This window comes from Leisingera sp. JC1 (genome assembly GCF_001679925.1).
GTDB lineage: Bacteria > Pseudomonadota > Alphaproteobacteria > Rhodobacterales > Rhodobacteraceae > Leisingera.
Genome location: NZ_LYUZ01000078.1, coordinates 38,321 through 56,272 on the forward strand (window position 1 = coordinate 38,321; position 17,952 = coordinate 56,272).

The window sequence follows — 17,952 nt, forward strand, 5'->3', positions numbered from 1 at the left end:
AACATGCGTTTTGATACAATCGCGGTGCGCGGCGGCTATTGCGAGCCGTCGGCGCTGGCAAACGAAGGTGCGATCTGCGAGCCGGCCTATCTGTCGCCTGCCCAGCATTTCGCCTCTTCCGAACACATGCGGCGGGCGCTGAGCGGGGAGGCGGACGGCTGGGTTTACACCCGGATCGACAATCCGACCGTGCGCCAGCTGGAGACCACAATCGCGGCGCTTGAGGCCTATGGCGGCGGGTTCAGCGCCACCGCCACGGTGTTCTCCTCTGGCATGGCGGCGCTGTTCATGGCGGCCACCGCGCTGGTTGCAGATGATCCGGCCCGGCCCAGGGTGAACATTGTGCTGCCCGCGGCCTGCTATGGCGGCAGCTTCATGCTGTTCCGGGAACGGTTCCAGCAGGACCGAGGGATTGAGCTGCGCTGGATCCAGGACACGCTGGATCTGGGCGAATGGGAGCGCGCGATTGACGGCAACACCCGGTTCGCGCTGTGCGAGGTGCCGTGCAACCCGCTGCTGCGGATGACTGACATCCCCGCGCTAGCGCGCATCACCGCGGCCCAGGGCGTGCCGCTGATGGTGGATGCCACCCTGTCCAGCCCGGCGGTGATGCGGCCGCTAGTCCTGGGGGCCGATATCGTGGTGCATTCGGTCAGCAAGTCCATGTCGGCGAGCGGCCTGAGCATTGCCGGTGCCGTGGTGTCGCGGCCCCAAATCTGCTGCCCGCACCCGCGGCAGGAGATGCGCGACGACTTTGCCGGGTACCTCAAGCGCGGGCCGCAGCGCGACACCGGCGTCATCCTCAGCCCGTTCAACGCGCTGCAAAGCCTTGCGGATCTGCGCAGCCTGCGCAGCCGGATGCAGACCATGGGGCGTTCAGCCCGGCGGCTGGCAGAGGTGCTGGCGGCGCATCCGGCGGTCGCAGAGACCTTCTATCCCGGGCTGCCGGACATGCCAGGCCATGAGATCGCCCGGCGTGACATGGTGCTGGTGGACAGCGAATTGGAGTCGGGCGGGCAGGAGAACTGCTTTGGCTATCTGATGTCGGTGCGGATGCGCGGTGGCATTCCGGCGGCCCGGGCCTTTCTTGACGGGCTGCAGATCTTCTGGCGGGCAAACGATCTGGGACGCATCAAGAGCACTGCAACCATCCCCTCGATTTCGACCCATTCGCAGCTCAGCGAGGCGGAAAAGAAACTGGGCGGCATCCCCGGCGATCTGGTGCGTCTCAGTGTCGGCTGCGAGCATGAGGATGACATCATTGCCGATGCCGCCCAGGCGCTGGACCAAGTTCTCAAGGTGGCAGCATGACAGCGGACGTTTATGTCTCTGGCGTGAGCGCCTGGCTGCCGGACACCGTTTGCACGGTGGAGGAGGCCATCTCGCAGGGCCGCTATAATGCGGCCCGGGCGACCACGGACGGGTTCACCTCAGTCTGCATCGAACAGCATCTGAGCCCGCCGGAGATGGCGCTGCGGGCTGCGCGGCCGCTGCTGCGGCCCGAGGACGCAAGCGCCATCAATTCGCTGTACCTCTGCAGCATCCACCGACATGGCCACAAGCTGTTGTGGCCGCCGGCAAGCTATCTGCACCGGGCGCTGGAACTGGACAGCCGCACCCGTGTCATGTCCTTGAACCAGGGGTGCAATGGCGGCTTCACCGCGGTTTCCCTAGCCTATGATCTGATCCTGGCCGGGCTGCCGGGAGACCAACTGGTTCTGGGCGCGGACCGGTTTTCGGGTTCGGCTTTCGACCGGTTCAATTCGGATCTTGGGACGCTCTACGGCGACGCGGCATTTGCGTTGCGGCTGAGTGCTGATCCTGGTCCCTACCGAATTATCAGCCTTGAACTGGAGTCGGAACCGGCGCTTGAGCCGATGTACCGGGCCGCCAGGCCAGAGCCGGAGGGGCCGGGTGACCACGATGTCAAATCCGCCAAGAAAGCGTATCTGGAGGCGTATGGCCGGGACGGGTTCAACGCGCTGTTCATCCCGGCCTTGCAGCGGTTACGGCGCAGGCTGCTGGACAGCGCAGACCTTGAATCGCGTCCGGCGGACTATGTGATCTATCCCAATGTCGGCGCCGGATTGAGCGCCCAGTTGTACGCAGGCGCCTTTGCGAATCTGGCGCGGCAGGATCTGTGGGGCTTCGGCCGCAGCATCGGGCATACGGGGACCGCTGACCAGTTTCTGGGCCTATGGGAGCTCGACCGGAGGCAAGCGCTTCGCAAGCATGACCGTGTGCTGATGATTGGAGCTGGAAACGGTCTTGGACTTGCCGGCATGCTCGTGGAAAAAATCTAGCAGACCGCTGAAGAAGTCGGGTCTCGACGTGGCTTGAGGAACATGATGCCCTGCTAGCGTGGGTCTGGTTCTTAAGGACGCTGCTTTTGCCGATGCAGATTGGTCGGCTTCACCTACTTGGAGGGGCTGAGCAGGCCACGTCAAACTTAACGGAAAAAATATTTCCGAAAAAATATTGACGGCATGATGCGTGGTGGGTAGAAAACTTCCAACCACAGGCAGAGGCAGCAGTATGGCAACGGTCAATCAAATGAGAGCAGGGCTTGCGCGTCTCTTCGGCTGCAGTGAAATGCGGCTGAAAGCCCTGAGCCAGAGCCTTGCAGCCACCGGACTCCGAACTGAAGGCGGGGCTGGGCGTGGCGCCGCCCAAATGAATGGCCGGGATGTAGGTCTTCACGCAGTTGCACTGGGATATGACCTGGCTACCAAAGATGCAGCTGAAGTTCTGGCGCCGATTGACGCAATGCCGCTTCAAGAAGGGCTATGGCTGCATCGCAACACGGTCAGATGGACCTTCGAACGCGGGATGCTTGGAAACAGCAAACTTCTTACCGCACTCTCAAAGGCATACAAAGGCCCGGCAACCGATTTGCCCGTCCCCTATGACTTTGGAGAGTTCATCGGAATGTGGGTCGATGGAATTTTTGAGCCGCAGCTTGGAACCTATTTGGACGGCCGTGCCGAACTGACAATTCACCGCACGGGGCCAAAGGCGCATTTCCGGTTCGAACGCCAAGGAGACCTGATGGAGCTGACTTATGCCGCTGCAGACTGCAAAGCGGCTGAAAAACCGAAGTGGGATCAGCTGCTGGTCATCCGCGAAGAGCTGTTTCAAGAGCTGGCCACGATAGTCCGCTGAATGATGTGAAACCGGCGACTTGTGAGTGTTTGCAGCGGCGAATCGGTTCTGGCTGCAGGCTAAAAGCTCCCGTAGTTTTGGCCGTAGGCTGGCAGGTGTTTTTGAGCAGTTTGCGAAAACATGCAGCGGCCTTTTCTTTTTCGGATTTCTGCCCGGCCGGTAGGACTGCTGAAACTTGTGCCACAGTCTGGCGCAGGCACAATTTGTAAGGTGCTGATCTAGCGGCCGGGAGTGAAAACGGAACTTTGATTTGCGTTGTATCACGTTGAAACAAAACAACAAAAATCCTTCTCGGAAGGCGATCAGGTTGTTATCGTCTCCGGGTGCCCGGTGCTGGGATTTTCGCTCAGGCTCCGGCGTGATTTGGAACTGATTGAACGAGGAGAAATGCCAATGAAGAAATGACCCCTTCAAAATGAAAGCGCCCGAACCTCGGCAAAGGAACGAGCGCGTTCATAAGGCAGATCAAAGTCCACCTGTCTAGCAACAGTTCAATAGCAAATCCGGCTCCGGATTTCAAGGACGGCGACTGCCTCACCAATACAGCTGCATCCGGCCTGGACGCCTTGCGTCCGGGACCGATGGAGCACGCGCTGCACCGGTCAGCTCCCAGCTTTCGCATTCGGTTTTCACCGGGGCGGAGCGCCGGAAGAGCTGTGCCTGGTGACGGCCGAGAGCGATCACCGCTGCCCAGTTCCGGGCCGCGGGCCACTCAACTGTGAGACACATCAATGTCCTATCCTTTTCAGCAGGAAGGCATCCGGCTTCCTGAACCCAGCCTTGCCAACCGCGATGTCGCGGCGGCCTCCAAGGGGCACTTCACCGGCCACGCCGTCCTGGGCGATGGTCCTGGACGCATTGTCCAACTCGAAAGCCATCACGAGCTGCAGTTCTGCCTTTGCCTGGCCGCCCGGCCGGAAACCGGCGAGATCTACGAGCAGGTTAGCTTTGAATGGCACGATGCGGACGGCGAGCTCCACCCTCACTACTTCGACTTCGTGGTGGTGCAGACCGATGGAGCGGTTATCGCCTATTCCGTGCGGCCAACGTACGGCGTGAGCGACGAGTTCTTTGAGGAGATGTGCCGGATCTCGGATCAGGCGCGGAAAGCAGGCTTCGTTGCCGATGTCCGCCTGCTGACGGAAGAGGACCTGGACCCGGTCGAGCTGTTCAATGCCGAACTGCTTCATTCCGTTCGCGAGGAGGATCCGGAGGCCGATGAAGCGGCGCGGAAAGCCGTTCGGGGCATGCAGGGCATCGAAACTCTGGAGGTTCTCAGGGACCGTGCCGGCTGCGGCGCCATGGGCTTCCGGGCTCTGATCCGGCTGATCCGGTCCCGCCATCTCCAGCTCGTCAGCCACGAGCGCATTTCCCCGAAATCCCAGGTCTTCAAAAGGGAGCAGGTCTGATGAAGCTGTCCTACGACTACCACAATGCAGCCGCACACGCGGCGTTCCAGCCGGTTCTGAACGTGCTGGAGCTGCACCATCCGCACCGGCGGATTGAGATCGATGACTGGAAAATCGATCTGACGACGCTGATGCATTCCAGCGGCCGCATCGACTTTTTCAATGAAGAGGAATGGCTCCTGTTCGGAGTGACCACCGGACCTGAAACCGGTGAGGTCTGCGAACAGGCCGGCTTCGAATGGCACGATGAGGACGGCGTTCTCCAGCACGTCAGCCACGAGCATATCTCCCCGAAATCTCAGGTCCTCAGGAAGGAGCAGGTCTGATGGGAATGATGGAGTTGTCTTACGACTATCGCAAAACCCGCATCGCAATTGGTGCCTTCGACCGCATTAACGTCAACGAGGTGTCTTACAGCTTCCTCTTCGAGAATGAAGCTGGGAAAACGCTGAAAATGGAGGATGGAACAGGCCGGGCCTATCAGTTCTCGCATGAGGAACTGAGCCGCCTGTCGTCGCTGGGCCGTCTTCGCATTGAGCCGGATTTCTTCCATCCGGAAAAGGCGGCCCGGCAGCAGCAGTCCAGCACCAGCCTTCTGTCCGCTTTGCCGTTGACCCATAACGCCCGGGTCGCAAAACGCAGCGCCTATGTCGAGGCCTTCCTCGAAATGGAGCGTGAGGGTAAGATCAACCGCACCGATGCTGCGATCAAGGCCAACACCGAAGTTCTGATCGGCAAGGCAACGCAATTTGCGGAAAACCTCAATCCCTTGGGCGTAGCCAAACCTGGAAAATCGGCGGACATTTCGATTCCGCCAAAGCCCCGGACGCTGCGAAACTGGGTCAAGGCTGCTGAACTTGATGGCCAGGCGGGCTTGCTGGACGCGATGCATTTGCGCGGGAACCGCAACCGGGTTCTTGGACCGGAAGAAGTCGGTCTGCTGATGAAGGAAGTGCGCGGCTACATGAGCCTTGAGAGGCCAACCATCAAGACGATCCACGAAAATGTTCAGATCGCCTTTGAGGACCGGAATGCCGAGCGGAAAGAACGCGGGCTGCCTTCCCTCAAAGTGCCCAGCCGGGAAACCACACGCCGTGCGATCCGGGCGCTCGACCCGTTTGCGGTGATCACGGCCCGCTACGGCGAAGCGGCTGCCCGCAAAAAGTTCAAGCCGGTTCTGAACGGGCTCAACCTGACCCGCCCGCTTCAGCGGGTCGAGATCGATGAATGGGAAATCGATCTGATGACGCTGATGCATTCCAGCGGGCTCATCGACCTGTTCACTGAAGAGGAACGCCTCCAGCTCGGCCTGGACAAGACCACGAAGCGCTGGACGCTGACGGTGGCGATCTGCTGCACCACCCGCTGCATCGTGGGGATGGTCATTTCCACGGCGCCGAAAGCGCGGGCCGCGGTACAGGTGCTCCAGATGGTCGTGTCCAACAAAGGCCAATGGGCTGATCTGGTTGGCGCACTCGGTCATTGGGACATGTATGGTATTCCGGAACTGATCGTCACGGACTGCGGAGTTGCGTTTAAGTCGCAGGCCTTCCGCTTCGCTTGTGCCGATCTTGGGATCACCAAGGAACTGGCAATCGCGGGCTGCCCGGAAGTCCGCGGGACCATTGAGCGTGTGTTCAACACTGTCGCCTTGGACCTGCTGCCCCGCCTGTCCGGGCGCACGTTTTCCGACGTCGTCAGCAAGGGGGACGCAAAGCCAGAAGAGCGCGCAGCTCTGACCTTCGACGACCTGGCCTTCGTTCTGGTGCGCTGGGTTGTAGACATCTACCACAACACTCCGCATCGCGGTTTGGACGGCAAGACGCCCGCCGAGACCTGGCGCCGTTTGATGGGGAAATGGGGCGTTCGGCCGTCTCCGGACATGCGCCGCAGCCGGCTCGTCTTCGGCCACCGGATGACACGCGTTCTTAGCAAAGAAGGCTTGACCGTTCTTGGCGTCCGCTACCATTCGGAACGGCTGGCCGACTGGATGCTGCGCAAGGACAAATGCGATGTCGACGTGCGCTGGCACCCCAAGGACATCGGCGCCATCGAAGTGCGGCTTGGCAGCGACTGGTTCACTGTTCCCGCCATCGACCATGAGCTTGATGGCGTGCCCGCGCAGATCTGGCTGTCGGCCACCCGGGACGTGCGTTCTAGGAACCCCAAGGCAAAGCGGATCAACACCGAGGTTGTTCAGCAGGCGATCAAAGCGATCTCCGAACGCAACGCCGAGGCCATGGCACTTGCCAATCTGGTGGTCGAGGACTGGTCGCCGGAGCGCATTGCGCGGGAGGAAAAACGGATCTTCCGGGGCGTCCGGTTCGGCAAGCCCAAACAGCTGCAGAAGGCCAAGGACGGCATCGGCAGCTCTTTCCCGGCACCAGAAGCAGAAACCAGCAGAACCGAGAAAACCGCCAGCAAGAAACCGGCCTCCGCACGCCGTAAATCCAACGCCACCGACTGGACCATCGAGGACAACTGATCATGACTGAGCAAGCAAAAAAAATCGCCGACACGCTGGAAACCCTGCGCAACCTCCATGTTGGATCTCCCAGGGACGCGGAATTTGCGTCCCACCTCGACCGGCTCCTGAAACGCGACCCCTCGGGCAACCTGCTGCCCGAGGCCTTGCGCTTCACCTCCACCGGCGAGACGCGCGGCATCCTGGTGATCGACGGACCCGGCGGCGGTAAATCCACTTTGGTGGACCGGGGCCTGTCCCGGCACCCTGTGCTCTCCCAGATGCCGGAGGGGCGCCCTCTCTACCTGGATACGGTGGTACCGAGCCCCGCGACCCTGAAGAGCGTGACGCAGGAGCTTTTGACCCGCAGCGGCTACCCCGTGAAGTCCGGCCGCAGCGAGGTCTGGAGCCAGCTCCATGTGTTTCGTGAACGGCTCCACTTGCTCGGGATCGCCGTCCTGTGGATTGACGAGGCGCACGATCTGTTCTGTGCCGACCGGAACCTGATCCTCAGGGCGGTGAAGACGCTGATGCAGGGGGAGCACCCGGTGATCGTGATCCTGTCCGGTACCGAAAGGCTCCGGGAAATCATCCGCACCGACGCGCAGGTCAAGCGCCGGTTTTCCACCATCAACCTGAAACCGGTCGCTGTCCATACTGACAAAGAGCAGTTCGCCGCCCTGATCGAGCAATACTGCGCCCGCGCGGAACTGGAACCGCCTCAGCAGGAGGATCTGGTCGACAGGCTGTTCCATGCCTCCCGCTACAGGTTCGGGCGCTGCATCGAGACTATCAATGCGGCAATCGAGCAGGCGCTGAACCATGGTGAGGCGGCTCTGGATATCTGGCATTTCTCGGAAGCCTGGGCGTTCGACGAGGGATGCCCGCTCGACCAGAATGTGTTCGAGGTTCCGGAATGGTGGACGATCGACCCGGATGCGTCCGATGAGGAGGAAGAGCCCAGGAAACCGGTCAAACGCAAGCGGAAGCAGAGGGCATGACCATGGACAAGCTGTATCCCTCTCTTCCGTTTGCACCTGGCGAGACGCCGCTGTCCTGGGCTGCGCGTCTTGCAGCCCTGCACACCGGTGGCGGCCTCCGGCCTTTCCTCAATGACATGGACGTGCCGTTCATGCGGCTCGCAGGCGGGCATGCAGATGCGATCCGGCGCCTCTGTGATCTGGCTTGTCAGGACCACAAGGTGGTGGAGCACAATACCATCCGCAGTCTTGACGGCAGGCGTTTTGAGCTGCGCGGCGAGGCGTTTTCCGCGGAATTTCTGACCGGCTCCGTGACTCGCTTTTGCCCTGCCTGCCTGGCCGCAGATGAAGGCGGCGCCAGCCGTCCCCACGCGCAGCGGCGGGGGCGGCTTGAGTGGCTGCTGGCTCCGGTCAGGGTTTGCCCGCGCCATCAGCAGCCGCTCATGGAGCGGCAGCGTGATGCTTGGGACGGCAAGGCCCGGGAACTGCAGCTGCTGGTGCCTGAAGCCGGTGCTGCTCTGCAGGCGCTGGCTGAACCTCTGCCGGAACGCGCACCGTCACCGCTTCAGGACTATGTCCTCGGCCGTCTGGAAGGCGCCAAGGGGCCGGGATGGCTTGATGATCAGGGGATTGAACAGGCCGTCCGCGCAACCGAGATGCTGGGAGCTGTTTTGACGTTCGGCTCTCGAACAAAGGCGAACGAACTGGATCAGATGGATTGGGATGCGGCAGGGCAGGCAGGCTGGCGATATGTAACTGGCGGGGAGGACGGCGTCAGGACCGCATTGGAGCAGCTTTTGGAACGTGCCCGGATGACGGTGGACGGCCCGCTGCGGCGTCTGTCGGCATATGGAATGCTGTACTCTTGGCTGGGGTCCTCAAAGCTGTCAAAAGACCCTGGCCCGATTAGGGACATCCTTCGCCAGCACATTCTGGACAACATGGACGTGCAGGCTGGCCAGCTGCTGCTTGGAAGGGCCGTGGTGAACCCGCCCCGAAGCAGCATTGCCTCCTTGGCCGCTTCCGAAGGCGTGCATAGTGCCACTTTGAAAAATGCTCTGCTGGCCAAAGGCATGATCACTGAAGCTGAGGCAGAGCTGCCTGGTTCCCACGTCCTGGTGAACTATGAGACAGGTAAAGCCGTCTCCGAGGAAGTGAAACGGGCGGTTGCAGTTACCCTACTGCCGCAAATGCTCAATGCATCCAGGAATATGGTTGCAGCGCTTTTGGACGGGGGGATCTTGACCCTATTGAACGACGGCGGGTTGTCGAAAGCCAACATCAAACGGGCGGTCGACCGAGAGCAGGTAGACGCGCTTCTTACGCGTCTTGGGCGCATTGCTATGCCCGTGTCCAAGGCCCCTGGAACTATGGTGCGGCTGACGAAGAGTGCTGCTATCACCCAGGAGATTATGCCCTTGGTATTGGCCGCTCTGTTTAACGGCCAGTTTCGGCGTGTCATGCGGCTGGAAGCAACGCCTGGCATCGGCGGCCTCCTGGTCGATCCGAAGGAGATCAAGGCTCTCACATCGCGCAGTAGGCCCGGCATGTCCGCCAGCTGTGCTTTCATGATGCTGGGTATTGGGGAAGCTGCGGGTAAGCGGCTGATTGCGGCAAAGACAGGCGAAGTTGTTCTGGAAACAGTTTCCATACCGGGTGAAGCCGAGCCGTGGGTTACGCCCGAAGCCATGGCCAGCTTCCGCAGCAAGTTCGTGACTTTCAAAAGCCTTCTGATCGAGGCGAAATGCAAGCAGACACAATTAAAGTGGGTACTTGCTGCACATGAAGTGAAGCCAGCTTTCGACCCAAAGACCTTGGGCGCGATTCTCTACAGACGGGCTGATTTGCCGAAAGCCTTGGAGCTCTAGCGCTCCAGCGTACGAACCATCCATATTGCCGCCTTCGGGCGGCAATTTTTTGGATCTTTCGATGGCAGATAATCCTGTGGAAAATGGCAGAAAAGCCGCCCCACCTGGTTTTGTGCAGATCTGAGGTGTTTAAAAACAACATCTTACAAGGCGGCCGTGGGCATCAATGGCATTTTTTCAGTGGTTCCGACAACTTCGCCACTTCGCCGATGCTGTTGTAGTGGCACATGGAGACGCGCACGCAGCTGTCCATGCCAAGCGGGGCCAGGATGTTGCCGGAATAATGATCCGCCTTGCGCAGATGGGTGCGGATGCCCTGTTCGTTCAGGCGTTTGACCACATCAACCGAGGGCACGCCGCCGACGGTCAGCGAGACCAGCCCTTCGCGTGCCGGGTTGTCCGGACCGCCCAGAATGGTGACGCCTGCCATCTCCGCCAGGCCGGGCAGGTTGCCGGTTCCAAAGATCATCGCGTCGGTCAGGGCTTTCTCGTGTGCATGGATTGCTTCGCCAGCGGCCACGAATTTTGCGCGCCGGTCCGTTGCATCGCTCACCTCGCCGCCGAGCCACTCCAGATAGGCGGCTACATCGGACAGCGTTGCATAGCTGCCGGTGTCGCGGGTGCCCATTTCCCAATTGTCCGCAGGTCCGTCGATCAGGCTGTTATGCGGCAGCGCGGTCAGCCGGTCCGAGATCCAGGCGAGTCCGTAGCCGTGGCGCGAGAACATCTTGTAGGGCGAGATCACATAGCCATCGGCGCCGTATGCGGTCAGGTCGATGCGCCCGTGGGCAGCGTGCTGAATGCCGTCCACGATGATGAAGCACTCTGGCGCAACTTCACGGATGGCGGCGGCGCAGGCGGCCACATCCACGCCCATGCCGGTGACAGGCGAGGTATGGACGATGGTGGCCACAACCGTGTCCGGAGTGACTGCCTTGGCGTAAGCCTCGGCGGTGATCGTGCCACTGGCATCATCATGCGGGATCAGCACATGGGTCTGCCGCGCCACCCCGGCCCAGCGGGCGCAGGCGGAACGGGTGGCGGGATGTTCCAGCGTCGAGCCCAGCACGGTGCCGCCCTCTGCCGTGCCGAGGCAGGCGTTCATGATCAGCCGGAACAGCAACTCTGTACCGCTTTCACCTGCGAAAAACTGGCCGCCGGGCGCATTCATGAAAATGCGCATGTCGTCCTTGGCCTTGTTGATGACCCGGACCAGCTCGTGGCTGCCGGGGTTGTCGCGGCCCTGGTTGTCGGGGATCGCAGCATAGCGTGCGGATGTTTCCACCACCGAATTGAGCGTCAGCGCGCCGCCGGCGTTTTCAAAGAATATACGGCTGCCTTGTTCGGGGCAGTTGTCCACCTGGGCAAAACGGGCGCGGATCTGGTCCAGCAAGGTGTCGGAGATATAGGGCATGGCACATCCAGCAGCAAAGGTTTGTTCCGCGCCACAGTAGGAGGATTGCACTGCCGTGAGATACAAAAATATCCGGGGCTGAGGGCTGGAAATCTCTGTGTCAGCCCTCAGCGTTTTTGTCAGGTGATGAAACCGTGGAAAGGCGCGCGTAATGCTGCCCTGTGCACCATCTCAGACAGCGTGATGATGTCGAAGACGGGCCGGTTCAGCGCCGCTTGCAGGGTGTGGGCATAAGGCGGCAGGTCGGTGCATTCCAGCACAATCGGGCCTATTTCCGGGTTGCGTGCGATCATGCCCCTGGCGGCGGCCAGCAGTTCGGCCTCAACCTTGGCCAGATCCATTGCGGTGCGTTCATTGCGCAGGATCACGGTGGAGAACTCTTCTGCGTCATCCAGCCCCTGCACAACCACGGGCGTGTTTTCAGCGCCAACGCCGCGCAAATGCGCCTCGGTCAGACTGGCGGCAGAGGCGGTGATCACCCCGACGGTGCGGCCTGTCATCTGATGCGCCAGCGGCACCTGGATCAGAGAGGAGACAAACACCGGCACATTCACCGCGGCTGCGATCTCTTTCTGGAAGATGGCGAGGAAGCCGCAGGAGCCGGTGATGGCCCGAACGCCTTTGGCCTCCAGCCGCCGGGCGGCCTCGATCAGCCGGTCCTTCATTTCGCCGGTCGGGTTGGCCAGCAGTTTCGGCACGGTGATCCCGTCCAGCATTTCATACAGCGTGGTGAACGGCAGGCTGGAGGGGTTCTTGATATGGCCGGGCGGTTTGGGAAAGTAGCTTTCCAGCGCCAGCACGCCGATGGAGACGCCGCAGATGTTCTGACCGCCAGGGTGGATGGTCATGCCTTGATCCTTTCGTAGCGCCGTGTGCGGAACGGCGAGAGGTCTTCGTTCACGGGTGTTCCGCTGACGATATCCGCCACCAGCCGCCCGGTTTTCGGGGCCATCATCAGGCCGTAATGGCTGTGGCCGAAAGCGGCGATCAGGTCCGGGAACCCTTCAACCTCGCCAATGCAGGGCAAGCTGTCGGGCAGGCTGGGGCGCTGGCCGGACCAGGTTTCCATCTCGTCTGCGCGCAAGCCGGGCAGCAGGGCTTTGGCAAGCTCCACAAGCCCGTCGAGCCGTTTCTGGTTCAGCGGCTGATCAAGGCCCGCAAACTCGGCGGTACCGGCCACCCGCAGCCCTTCCTCCATCGAGGAGGCCACGAATTTCATGTCCATATCCATGATCGAGTTGTTGAGCGCGACGCCGGGGTTCTGAAACGACACGTGGTAGCCGCGTTCGGATTCCATCGGGATTTTGATCCCGAGCGGCTTCAGCAGCTCGCCGGACCAGACGCCCATTGCCAGCACCAGCTTGGGGGTCCAGTCCTGGCCCGCATCGGTGGCATAAGTCCAGCCGCCGGTTTCAGACGGCAGAATACCCCGCACGGTCCGGTTCTGGATCTCGCCGCCCATGGATTGAAATTTCTCCGCCAGCACAGCGCCGATCCTGCCGGGAGAGAGCGCCCGGGCCTGGCCCTTGATCAGGATCGCGGCCTGAAACTCCGGTGTGAGGGCTGGCTCAAGGTCCCGCAGATCGGCGGCACCGATCCGCTCCATGTCAGCGCCCTGTGCCGCCCGCAGCCGGTTGCCGAGACTGTTCAGATCGGCCTCCTCCGGATTGCGCGAGGCATGGACGTAATAGCTGTCCTTGACGAGAGCTTCGTGGCCGGTACCCGCCAGATGCAGCCGGAACCCTTCGACACAGTTGCGGCAGAGGAAACCCATGGCGTCAGAAATCCGGTGAATCCGCCCCTCGCGCCCCTCGGCAAGGAACCGCAGGCCCCAGGGGGCGACCTTGGGCAGGTAGCCGGGCTTTACCGTGACAGGCCCCAGCGGGTCCAGCAGCCAGCCCGGCACCTTCTTCCACAGCCCCGGCATCGACTGCGGCACCACCGACCAGGGGGAGATGATGCCGGCATTGCCGTATGACGTTGCCTGGCCTGGCGCGTCCCGGTCGATAAGCCGGACCTTGAGGCCCCGCTCGGCCAGGGACAGGGCCGAGCAGATGCCAACGATTCCGGCCCCCAGGACCGTCACATCGGGGGGGACGCTTGCGCTCATTGCACCGCCTTTGCTTGCAGCTTGCGCTGCTGGCCCAACTGCTGGATCAGCACCGGTGCCATCGCAACCAGCGCTGCAATGTCAGAGCCGCCGGAAGGCGCCACCAGCAGCAGCCCGCCGATGGCCATCAGCAGCCGCCAGATTCCGCTGAGCGGTGCAAGGAAATAAGCCGAGACAGCAGTGGCGATGGCAAAGACGCCTGCGGCGCATGTCAGGGTGACCTGAGCGAAGCTTAGCAGAGTGAAGTATTCCGGCAGCACGATCAGCATGGTCGGCGCGTAGACAAACACCATCGGCACCATCAGCTTGCCCAGACCCAAGGTAAAGGCATTAAGCCCGGTGCGGAACGGGTTGGACCCCGCAATCCCTGCCGCTGCATAGGCCGAGGCGCAAACCGGCGGGGTGATCTCGGAAATCACGCCGTAGTAAAGCACGAACATATGGGTGGCGAGCGGCGGCACGCCCAGCTGGCTGAGGGCAGGCGTCGCAACCGCCACCAGCATGATATAAAGCGCCGTGGTCGGCAGGCCGGCCCCCATCAGGATGCAGGCCATGGCGATCAGCACCAGCGAGATGAACTGCTGGATTGACGGCTGGCTGAAGGTTTCAATCGATGTCCACTCCAGCAGCGGCGCAATGGCTGCAGCCATGTCCGCGGCGCCGCCGGTGACCATGAAGCCAAGGCGAAAACCGACGCCGGTGGTGTTGATCACACCCACCACGATGCCCACGGCGGCAGAGGCCGCGCCCACGGCCAGCGCGTATTGCACGCCGACGTGGAAACTGTCGAACAGGTCGCGGAAGTTCTGGCGTTCATTGCGGTGCAGGCAGCCGACGATGGTCAGCGCTGCCAGCATCCCGGCCATCACTGGAGTGTACCCCTCGCCGGAATAGGGCGACGCTTTCCATAGGATGAACCCGAGCAGGGCAAAGGGGATCAGCAATGTCGCGGGTTTGTCAAAGGCGCAGAAGCCGACAACGATACACAGGCTGAGACCGATAAAGGCGGCCATGTTCGGAGAATATCCGGAGAACAGCACCAGCAGAAGCGCGATCAGCGGAATGATCGTGTACCAGCCGTCCTTCCAGACCTGCAGGAACTTGGGCAGCTGATCCTTGGGGTAGGCGGTGAGGCCCAGTTTCTTGGCGGTGAAATGCACGATCGATATCACCCCGATATAATGCATCAGCGCGGGCACGATCGCCGCAATCACGATGGTGGTGTAGGGCACCTCCAGATACTCGGCCATCAGGAAGGATGCCGCGCCCATGATCGGCGGTGTGATCTGCCCGCCGGCTGAGGCCGCCGCCTCAACTCCGCCTGCGAAATGGCCGGGGTAGCCCAGCTTTTTCATGTTGGGGATGGTCAGCGAGCCGGTGGAAACCGTGTTGGCAATCGACGAGCCGGAAATGGTGCCGAAGAAGGCGGATGAGACCACTGAGACCTTGGCCGGACCGCCGGTGTAACGGCCTGCCAGCAGCATGGCGTTGTCGACAAAGAACTGCCCCAGCCCCATCCGCTGCGCCACCACGCCGAACAGCACGAAGTGGAACACGACGGTGGACACCACCCAGAGCGTCACGCCAAAGATGCCTTCGGACGGGAAGTACATGTTGTTGACGAACTGCTGCCAGTTGACGCCCGGATGCTTGAGGATCTGTGCGGGCATGTAAGGCCCGAACAGCGCATAGATCATGAACACAAGGATGATCAGCGGCAGTACAAACCCGATGGTGCGGCGCGCGATCTCCAGCACTGTCAGGATCAGAACCGAGCCGAAGAACACATCCAGGCTGGAGGGGTTGCCCTGCCGCAGCGCCTGTTCGGCAATGTCGAAGCCGAACATGTCAAAACCGCGCCAGCTGACCCAGAGGAACAGCGCCGCCGCCATGCTGAGCCCGGTGAGCGCCCAGTCATAGAGCGGCACATTGCCGGGGCGCAGCGGATTGGGGCCGCGCCATTCCAGCCTGCGGGCTGACTTGATCAGGGGAAAGCCCACAAAGATGAACAGGAACAGGCCCGCAAGGTGAATACCCATATGCACATGGTCCACCGGGGTGCCGAAACCGGCCGTCCACAGGTGATAGAGGGCAAAGGCGATGCTGGCCCAATAGATGACGCCAGTCAGCCTGGGTCCGTTGTCGCGCGTGTTCAGAGCGGAGTCATACTGCTTCTCCAGCTCCTCAAGCGCCTTGTTGTCGAGATGGGTGTCCATGGACATCGGGGTCTCCAGTCCGGGGGGCGTGCCGGCGCGCGCCGTTCACCCGCATTGCGGACAGGGGCGCCGGGAAACAAAAACGGCAGCAAGGCGCACCCTGCTGCCGCAGTTCAGGGGAGGTTTACTTGAGCATGCCGATTTCGCGGTAGAAACGTTCAGCCCCCGGGTGCAGCGGCACACCGATGCCCTCGACGCCGTCCAGCGCAGTTTCCAGGGTGATCGCCTTGCCCTTGGGGTGGCCGTTGTCCAGCAGCTTGCGGGCGGTATCGGACCACATCGCCTTGGTGATCTCATAGATCAGGTCTTCGGACATGTTGGCATTGGTGACCAGCATCCCAGAGACCGCCACGGTGTTCACGTCATAGCCCACACCCGGATAGGTGCCCGCCGGAATGGTTGAGGGGATGTAGTAGGGCACGGTGGTGTTGGCCTGTTTGATCTCTTCCTCGGACCAGTTGTGCAGTTCCATGCCCTTGGTGTTGTCGAGCTGGATCATCGCCGCGACAGGCGTGCCGGCGGCGTAGAAATATGCGTCCAGCTGGCCGTCGGCGATACGCTCGGCGGACTGGGCGTTGTTCAGTTCCGCCTCGTCGATGTTGTCCCGGTTGACGCCGTGGTCATTCAGGATCAGCTCCACTGCGATCTGGGTGCCGGAACCGGCCTGGGCGATGCCAACGCGCTTGCCCTTCAGATCGGCGAGCCCGCCCAGCGAATGGCCCTTGGGCAGCACCAAGTGCAGGTCTTCCGGGAACAGGTTGGCAATCACCCGCAGGTCGGGCTTGGCATTGCCTTCAAACTTGCCCTTGCCGTGGTAGGCGAAATGCAGGGTCGCGGCACCGGACAGGCCCGCCTCCATCTGGCCCGCCTGGATGGCATTCACATTATGCGCCGAGGCGTTGGTCGACTGCGCCATCGCCACCAGGCCGGGCACGCCGCAGTTGCCACCTTCGTCACAGGCGCGCGAACCGGGCGGGTTGGAAATGGCGTTGGCGATGATGCCGCCAATCGGGAAATAGGTGCCGCCCGCACCGCCGGTGCCGATGCGGAAAAAGGTCATATCCTGCGCCGCAGCGGCGCCGGTCAGCATGGTGCAGGCCAATGCGGCCCCGGTCAGTTTCTTGAAAAATCCCATAGCATCCTCCCTGGAGTGTTGGCCGCGTCTCTTTCCGCGCAGCATCCAACTATGATCTTTGCATCATGGGTAAGCTAAATCATAAATTCAAATTTAAAATTATACTGTATATATAGATCATTTTTATGATACCTTCACGCCAGGAGGCAGGCCATGAACTCTCACCAGCTTGCGGTATTCCGCGAAGTCATGAAAAGCGGCTCCGTCAGCCAGGCGGCCCGCAACCTGCACCGGACCCAGCCGGCCGTCAGCGCTGCCATCAAGACGCTTGAGGAAGAGCTCGGGCTGACCCTGTTTTTGCGGGAAGGCCGCCGCCTGGTACCGGTGCCGGAGGCGCAGTACCTGATGGAGGAAGCGACAGAGATCCTGTCACGGATGGAGACCGCACAGCAGAATCTGGCCAACATGCGCGACCGGGTACAGGGTTCGATCCGCATCGTGGCGATGCCGGGGCCGTCGACTTTTCTGCTGCCGGATTTCATCAGCCGTTTTGTTGCAGGCAAACCTGAGGTGCGGGTGACGCTGGCGACGCGCTCTTCGCCGCAGGTGCGCAGCCTGGTGGCTGCCGGGAGCTTTGACATCGGCTTCTGCGACATGACCCGGTTCCGCGGAGACCGCAAGCTGTATACGGCGGAGGAGCTGCCCAGCAACTGTCTCTGCGCGGTGCCCGCAAGCCATCCGCTGGCCGAACGCACGGTGATCACCGCCACGGATCTGACTGGACAGCCAATGGGGGCGCTGCAACCGGACCACAACACCTATCAGGCCACCTCGCAGGCGTTTCTGGCTGCCGGGTCCGAGTTCAACCTGCGCTATGACGCACAGTATTTCCTGCCGCTGTTCCACTTCATCGCCGCGGGGCAAGCCTGTGCTGTTGTCGATGTGCTGAGCGCCGAAAGCTACCGTCGCAGCAATGCGGGAGAGGAGCGGATCCGGTTCCTGCCGTTCGACCCTGCGATTCCCTTTGGCTATTCGATCCTGACCCCCAGCGAGCGCCCGCTGTCGCAGCTTGCCGCCAGTTTTGCCGAAGCCTGGCGGGGATACGTGGCAGAAATGCTAGCGCCAGAGTCAGATTAACCATTGTTTTTAGAAGAAAATTTTGCACGCCAGGAATTCTGTTCTGTGAGCGGCAGAGTGAAAGAAAGGCCTGCCGGCATTTTGCCTTCACAATAGCCTACATTACTGTATACAGTT

General features: G+C 61.5%; 14 protein-coding genes. 9 read left to right on the forward strand and 5 right to left on the reverse strand.

Annotation, left to right across the window (positions count from 1 at the left end):
• The first annotated feature begins 3 nt into the window (after positions 1-3).
• From A9D60_RS07155 to A9D60_RS07195, 8 genes are all read left to right on the forward strand, one after another.
• Positions 4-1,311, forward strand: coding sequence for a trans-sulfuration enzyme family protein (locus A9D60_RS07155; protein ID WP_083194126.1), 1,308 nt, complete (start codon positions 4-6; stop codon positions 1,309-1,311).
• Positions 1,308-2,303 carry a ketoacyl-ACP synthase III family protein gene (locus A9D60_RS07160; protein WP_065266933.1) on the forward strand — a complete coding sequence of 332 codons (996 nt, stop codon included), beginning with the start codon at positions 1,308-1,310 and terminating at the stop codon, positions 2,301-2,303. Before A9D60_RS07155 ends, A9D60_RS07160 begins: the two co-directional genes overlap by 4 nt.
• Before the next feature lie 232 nt (positions 2,304-2,535).
• Positions 2,536-3,162: a hypothetical protein gene (locus tag A9D60_RS07165; protein WP_141117871.1), complete on the forward strand. Its 627-nt coding sequence runs from the start codon at positions 2,536-2,538 to the stop codon at positions 3,160-3,162.
• A 731-nt stretch (positions 3,163-3,893) separates the two neighbouring features.
• Entirely contained in the window at positions 3,894-4,571 is a 678-nt protein-coding gene (locus A9D60_RS07175; protein WP_065266936.1) for a hypothetical protein, read from the forward strand.
• A complete protein-coding gene (locus A9D60_RS07180) occupies positions 4,571-4,897 on the forward strand; it encodes a hypothetical protein (RefSeq protein ID WP_065266937.1) in 327 nt (108 codons plus the stop codon). Before A9D60_RS07175 ends, A9D60_RS07180 begins: the two co-directional genes overlap by 1 nt.
• Entirely contained in the window at positions 4,897-7,056 is a 2,160-nt protein-coding gene (locus A9D60_RS07185; protein WP_141117872.1) for a Mu transposase C-terminal domain-containing protein, read from the forward strand. Before A9D60_RS07180 ends, A9D60_RS07185 begins: the two co-directional genes overlap by 1 nt.
• Positions 7,057-7,058: 2 nt before the next feature.
• Entirely contained in the window at positions 7,059-8,036 is a 978-nt protein-coding gene (locus A9D60_RS07190) for a TniB family NTP-binding protein (protein WP_065266938.1), read from the forward strand.
• 2 nt (positions 8,037-8,038) lie between these two features.
• Positions 8,039-9,883 (forward strand): TniQ family protein, encoded by a 1,845-nt coding sequence (locus tag A9D60_RS07195; protein ID WP_254656644.1) that lies wholly within the window; start codon positions 8,039-8,041, stop codon positions 9,881-9,883.
• A 163-nt stretch (positions 9,884-10,046) separates the two neighbouring features.
• On the opposite strand, the gene A9D60_RS07200 is transcribed toward A9D60_RS07195, so the two are convergent.
• From A9D60_RS07200 to A9D60_RS07220, 5 genes are all read right to left on the reverse strand, one after another.
• Positions 10,047-11,297: an aminotransferase class V-fold PLP-dependent enzyme gene (locus tag A9D60_RS07200; protein WP_065266940.1), complete on the reverse strand. Its 1,251-nt coding sequence runs from the start codon at positions 11,295-11,297 to the stop codon at positions 10,047-10,049.
• 119 nt (positions 11,298-11,416) lie between these two features.
• A complete protein-coding gene (locus A9D60_RS07205) occupies positions 11,417-12,145 on the reverse strand; it encodes an aspartate/glutamate racemase family protein (RefSeq protein ID WP_065266941.1) in 729 nt (242 codons plus the stop codon).
• Positions 12,142-13,407, reverse strand: a complete 1,266-nt coding sequence (locus tag A9D60_RS07210; protein ID WP_065266942.1) for an NAD(P)/FAD-dependent oxidoreductase — start codon at positions 13,405-13,407, stop codon at positions 12,142-12,144. The genes A9D60_RS07205 and A9D60_RS07210 overlap by 4 nt, the downstream gene beginning before the upstream one ends.
• The gene (locus tag A9D60_RS07215; RefSeq protein WP_065266943.1) at positions 13,404-15,629 is read right to left on the reverse strand and encodes a TRAP transporter permease; all 2,226 of its coding nucleotides are present in this window, start codon (positions 15,627-15,629) and stop codon (positions 13,404-13,406) included. Before A9D60_RS07215 ends, A9D60_RS07210 begins: the two co-directional genes overlap by 4 nt.
• Before the next feature lie 118 nt (positions 15,630-15,747).
• A complete protein-coding gene (locus tag A9D60_RS07220; protein WP_065266944.1) occupies positions 15,748-16,758 on the reverse strand; it encodes a TAXI family TRAP transporter solute-binding subunit in 1,011 nt (336 codons plus the stop codon).
• Positions 16,759-16,911: 153 nt separating this feature from the next.
• Here A9D60_RS07220 and A9D60_RS07225 point away from each other — a divergent pair, with 153 nt between their 5' ends.
• Complete coding sequence (locus tag A9D60_RS07225) at positions 16,912-17,835, forward strand: LysR family transcriptional regulator (protein WP_065266945.1); 924 nt, start codon at positions 16,912-16,914, stop codon at positions 17,833-17,835.
• Positions 17,836-17,952 lie beyond the last annotated feature (117 nt).